Raw genomic sequence first — 5,340 nt, 5'->3', positions numbered from 1 at the left:
TGCGAGCGCGACCCGCTGTTGCTGCCCGCCGGACAGCCGGGAGGGACGGTCGTCGGCCCGGTCCGCCAGCCCCACCAACTCGAGGACCTCACGGACCCGGGCCGCCCGCTCGGCGCGGCTGCGCCACCGCGCCACGGGATCGACCGGTACGAGTCCGAACCCGACGTTCCGGGCCACGGACAGGTGCGGGAACAGGGCGCCCTGTTGGGGGACCAGACCTATCCCGCGGTGCTGGGCGGGCAGTGGGTCCACGCGGCGTCCGTCGACGAGGATGCGTCCCGCCGAGACCGGGTGCAGCCCGGCGATCATGCGCAGCACGGTGGTCTTGCCCGACCCGGACGCACCGAGAACGGCCAGCGCCTCACCGGAGCCCACTGTCAGATCGAGGTCCCGGACGACGGTGGTGCCCCCGTACCCACCGGTCACGCCGCGGAGCTCGAGCACGCCGCCGGGGCGCTTCCTCACCGTCATGTGGCACCCACCTGTGTCTCCTCCGAACGGGCCGCGATGGCGGTCCGTGCCGGGACGCCTCGCCCGGACCCTCCCGCGCCCCACCCGAACGACCTGCCGAGGACCGCGGCGGGGATCACGGCCACGGCCACGAGCATCGCGGCATAGGGAGCGGCCTGGGAGTACGCCGCCACCTCGGTGTGGGCCCACATCGCGGAGGCCAGTGTCTCCGTCCCCGTGGGGCGCAGGAGAAGGGTCGCGGGCAGTTCCTTGGCCACGCTGAGGAACACCAGGCTGCCCCCCGCGAGGACACCCGGCATCGATAGTGGGGCGACGACGCGGAGGAAGGTCCGGAACCGGCCGGAGCCCAACGCTCCCGAGGCGTCCTCGAGCGCGGTCGGGATCGCGCCGATCGCGGACCGGACCACGCCCACGGCGAGCGGGAGGAACAGCACCACGTACCCGAACACGAGCATCGGCAACTGCTGGTACAGGCCGGGGACCAGCCGGATCCCCACGAACACCACGGCCAACCCGACCGTGATCCCGGGGAGCGCGAATCCGATCTGGGCGACCGCCTCGGTGGCCCGGGCGACCGGGCCGTTCGACCGGGCCGCGAGGATGCCGATGGGCAGGGCCAACACGATCGTCACGAGCGCGGCGATGCCCGACACCCCCGCGGTGGTGGCCGCCGCCGCGAGGACCGGTCCCCACGCCACGTCCACCTCGGCGGCGGCCCGCACCCACCGGACCAGCCCGACGAGCGGGGCGAGGACGCCACCGGTCAGGACGAATCCGACGACCACGAGCGCCGGCGTTCTGAACCGCCCGAGCGGGACCCGGTCGGGAAGGGAGTCCACACCGGCACCGACCCTGGCGACCTCGCCCCGTCGGGCCCGCCGCTCTCCCACCATCACCACCAGCGCCACCAGGATGAGCACGCAGGCCAGCACCGCCGCGGGCACCCGGTCGAACGAGGCGCGGTAGCTGTGGTAGATCCCGACGGTGAACGCCTCGTACCGCAGCATGGCCACGGCCCCGAAGTCGGACAGCGTGTACAGCGCCACCAGCAGCGCCCCCGCGGCGACCGCGGGCCGGATCTGACGCAACGTCACCCCGAGTACGGCCCTGACCGATCCGCGCCCCAGCGTCCGGGCCACCTCCTCCAGCCCGGGGTCCACGGCCCGCAGCGCCGCGGCCGCGGGGAGGAAGACGTACGGATAGCAGGAGATCGTCAACACGATGACGGAGCCGGGCAGGCCGAGGAACTGCGGGAAGTCCGCGACCCACAGGTAGCCGAGGACGTAGGAGGGCATCGCCAGTGGCACGCAGAGCAGTGCGCCGACCACCGGGGCCCCGGGGAGATCCGTCCTCACCGTCAACCACGCGAGCGCGACACCCACCACGACGCTGGCCGCGGTGACCAGGACCACCAGCACGACCGTGTTGACCAGCAGTTCGGCTGACCGACCGGACCGGACCACCTCGATGGCGTAGGCCGGGCCCCGTTCCCCCGCCCGGATGATCAGATAGACCAGCGGGATGAGGGCCGCGGAGCACGCCAGAGTGGCGGCCACCCCGAGGAGGGGGCGACCGCCACGCAGACGGGAACGGACGTCTATGACGGACCCGTCAGATCATGCCCACGCGCGTGAGCATCTGCTGGGTCTGCTCGAGCCCGTCGAGGTCCCCGAGGTCGATGTCGGGGCCTCCCAGGGTCTCGAGGGGGGGCAGGCCGACGGCCTCCGAGGTGATGCCCGGCACCACCGGGTACTCGCTGTCCTCCTCGAGGAAGTAGAGCTGGGCCTGCTCGCCGAGGAGTTCCTCCACCACGCGCAGGGCGTCCTCGGGCCGGTCCGTGGAGGCCAGCACGCCGACGCCGGCCACGTTGACCAGTGCGCCGGGGTCGCCCTTGGTCAGGTAGTGGACCCGGGCCCGCATGTTCTCCTCGCCCTTCTCCTGGGCGGTGTTGTACCAGTAGTAGTGGTTGGTGAGCCCGAGCTCGACCTCGCCGGTGTCGGCGGCCTCGAGGAGGGCCACGTTGTTGTCGTAGGTCCTCGGCTCGTTGGCCAGGAAGTCGCGGAGCCACTGCTCGGCCGCCTCGTCGCCGCGGTCGACCCGCAGCCCGGTGACGAACGACTGGAACGAGGCGTTGGTGGGGGCGTAGCCGACCTTGCCCCGCCACTCCGGCTCGGTGAGGGCGTCGATGGTGTCCGGCACCTCGGACTCCTCGAGCACCTCGGAGTCGTAGACCAGGACACGGGCGCGGAGGCTCGTGGCGACCCACGTCCCGTCGGTGGCCCGGTACTCGGCGGGGACCTGTGCGACCGTCGCCTCGTCGAGCCGCGTGAGCAGGCCCTCCTTGGACAACGCGCCCAGCGCGCCGGCGTCCTGGGAGAAGAAGATGTCGGCCGGGCTGGCCTCGCCCTCCTCGGCGATCTGCGCCGCCATCTCGGGGGTGCTCGCGTACCGCACCTCCAGGTCGATGCCGGTGTTCTCCTCGATCTGGGCCAGCAGCGGGCCGACGAGGTTCTCGCTGCGGCCCGAGTAGACCACCAACGCGTCCGAGTCGTCTCCGGCGCCGTCCGTGGTGCAGGCCGCCAGACCCACCACGAGCGAACCGGCAGCGGCGATCGCGGCCAGGCGGCGTCGCATCATCACGGTTCCTCCCTCACAGTCCCGGTGCCGCGTCACGGGCACCGGGTGTGAGCTTAGCCTAAACTTATCCTGGCGCTCAGGCCGGTCCACCGGCCCGGGATCAGTCCAGGTCGTCGTGCCGCATGAGCTGCCGGGCGGCCTCGGTGATCGACCCGGTCATCGAGGGATAGACGGAGAACGACCCCGCGAGGTCACCCACGGTGAGCTGATTCCGCACGGCCACGGAGACGGGCAGGATGAGCTCGGAGGCGGTCGGCGCCACGATCACCCCTCCGATGACCACACCCGAGGCGGGGCGGCAGAACAGCTTGACGAAACCGCGGCGCAGACTGCGCATCTTGGCCCTCGGATTGCCCGCCAGCGGGAACACCTCGACGCGGGCGGGGACCTCACCGCTCTCGATCTGCGCGTGGGAGATTCCCACGGTGGCGATCTCGGGCCGTGTGAACACCGCCGAGGCCACGGTGCGGAGCTTGATGGGACTGACCCCCTCGCCCAGCGCGTGGTACATCGCGATCCGGCCCTGCATCGCCGCGACGGAGGCCAACGGGAACAGATCGGTGCAGTCGCCCGCCGCGTAGATGCCGGCGGCGGTGGTCCGCGAGACGCGGTCGACCTTGATGTGACCGCTGCGCTGGACCTCGATGCCGGCGCTCTCCAACCCGAGGTCGCCGGTGTTGGGAACCGAACCGACGCACATCAGTGCGTGCGAACCCTTGACGGTCCGGCCGTCGCCCAGTCGGACGATGATCCCGTCCTCGTGGTGTTCGACCGCGTCCGCACGCGCGTGCTTGACCAGCGACACGCCACGCTCGCTGAGGGCCTCCTCCAGCACCAGCGCCGCGTCGGCGTCCTCGTGGGGCAGCACACGGTCGCGGCTGGACACCATGGTGACCTTGACGCCCATCTCGGTGAACGCGGAGACGAACTCGGCGCCGGTCACACCGGAACCCACGACCACCAGGTGGGAGGGGAGTTCGGTGAGGTCGTAGAGCTGCCGCCAGGTCAGGATCCGCTCCCCGTCCGGCTCGGCGCCGGAGAGGATGCGCGGGTTGGACCCGGTGGCGACCAGGACCACGTCCGCGTCGAGGATCTTCTCCCGGCCGCCGTCCAGCGACACGTGGACGCGGTGCGACGCCATGCCCGGCTGCGAGTCGTGCAGTCGCGCGGTCCCCGAGAGCAGTCGCACGCCCTCGCGCTGGAGCTGGGACCTGATGTCGGCGGACTGGGCGCGGGCCAGGGATTTGACCCGACCGTTGACCTGGCCGAGCCGGTACGCGGTGGGGTCGAAGTGCATCTCGACGCCCATCTCCTCGGCGCGACGCATGTCGGTGCGCACACCCGTGGTGGCGATGAACGTCTTGGACGGCACGCAGTCGGTCAGCACGCAGTTGCCGCCGATCCCCTCGGCGTCCACGATCGTGACGTCCGCACCGTACTGCGCGGCCACCAGCGCGGCCTCGTAACCGGCGGGTCCGCCGCCGATGATGATGATGCGCTGGGTCACAGGTGGTCCTCCACGGGTCACGGGGTCGGGGCCGGGCGCCGCGGGCCACTGTGGTGGACCGCGTCGCGTCCGCCGTACACGGTAGTCGAACCGGCGGCACGCGGCCGGAGGACGCCGGGGCCACACCCGGCGGAGGGACTACTCTGGTCGCCGTGCCTCTCTACGCCGCGTACGGGACCAACATGCATCCCGAACAGATGAACGCCCGCGCGCCGCACTCCCCGTTCGCCGGAACCGGTTGGCTGGAGGGCTGGCGCCTGACCTTCGCGGGCGAGGACCCCACGTGGGAGGGCGCCGTGGCCACCGTGGTCGAGGACCCCGAGTCGAGGGTGTTCGTGGTGCTCTACGACGTCCCCGACGAGGACGCCCGCGCCCTCGACCGATGGGAGGGCACGGACCGGATCCCGGCCCGGAAGATCCGGGTCCGGGTGGAGCGCCGTCCCACCGTCCCCCCCGGCCCCCCGGTGGGGGCCCAGGAGTCCGAGTTCGCGGTCGCCTCGCCCTCCCCCACCGCGCCCGAGGGCACCGAGCTGGTCTGGCTGTACGTCATGGACGCCTTCGAGGGGGGCCTGCCGTCGGCGCGCTACCTCGGACTGTTGGCGGACGCGGCCGAGTGCGCGGGTGCCCCCGACTCCTACGTGCGGCAGCTGCGCACCCGGGAATCCCGCAACGTGGGCCCGGGCGCCTAGCGTCGTGCCGTCCGTCCCCCTGCCGCCCACCCCCGT

The 5,340-nt window shown here is 72.2% G+C and carries 4 protein-coding genes and 2 pseudogenes; 2 read left to right on the top strand and 4 right to left on the bottom strand.

Going from position 1 to position 5,340, the window contains the following annotated elements; translation table 11 throughout:
* From G6017_RS08765 to G6017_RS08750, 4 genes are all read right to left on the bottom strand, one after another.
* On the bottom strand, positions 1-471 hold a 471-nt coding region (locus G6017_RS08765; RefSeq protein ID WP_182616976.1), incomplete at its 3' end, for an ABC transporter ATP-binding protein.
* Entirely contained in the window at positions 468-2,027 is a 1,560-nt protein-coding gene (locus G6017_RS08760; protein WP_259846280.1) for an ABC transporter permease, read from the bottom strand. The genes G6017_RS08765 and G6017_RS08760, both read right to left, overlap by 4 nt.
* Before the next feature lie 55 nt (positions 2,028-2,082).
* Positions 2,083-3,108, bottom strand: coding sequence for an iron ABC transporter substrate-binding protein (locus G6017_RS08755; protein ID WP_179524757.1), 1,026 nt, complete (start codon positions 3,106-3,108; stop codon positions 2,083-2,085).
* 100 nt (positions 3,109-3,208) lie between these two features.
* On the bottom strand, positions 3,209-4,615 hold the full coding sequence (locus G6017_RS08750; RefSeq protein WP_179524756.1) for an NAD(P)H-quinone dehydrogenase: 1,407 nt from the start codon (positions 4,613-4,615) through the stop codon (positions 3,209-3,211).
* 152 nt (positions 4,616-4,767) lie between these two features.
* Between G6017_RS08750 and G6017_RS17415 the strand changes: the two are divergent.
* Together G6017_RS17415 and G6017_RS17410 are read left to right on the top strand one after the other, a co-directional pair.
* Positions 4,768-5,052 (top strand): annotated as a pseudogene (locus tag G6017_RS17415) (gamma-glutamylcyclotransferase family protein); the annotation flags it as partial.
* 93 nt (positions 5,053-5,145) lie between these two features.
* Positions 5,146-5,304, top strand: a pseudogene (locus tag G6017_RS17410) (gamma-glutamylcyclotransferase); the annotation flags it as partial.
* Positions 5,305-5,340: the final 36 nt, after the last annotated feature.

It is taken from the genome of Dietzia sp. B44, assembly GCF_014145245.1.
In the GTDB taxonomy this organism is placed as follows: Bacteria; Actinomycetota; Actinomycetes; order Mycobacteriales; family Mycobacteriaceae; genus Dietzia; species Dietzia natronolimnaea.
The sequence above is the reverse complement of the archived record's forward strand: the minus strand, read 5'-3'. Positions and strand labels throughout refer to the sequence as shown.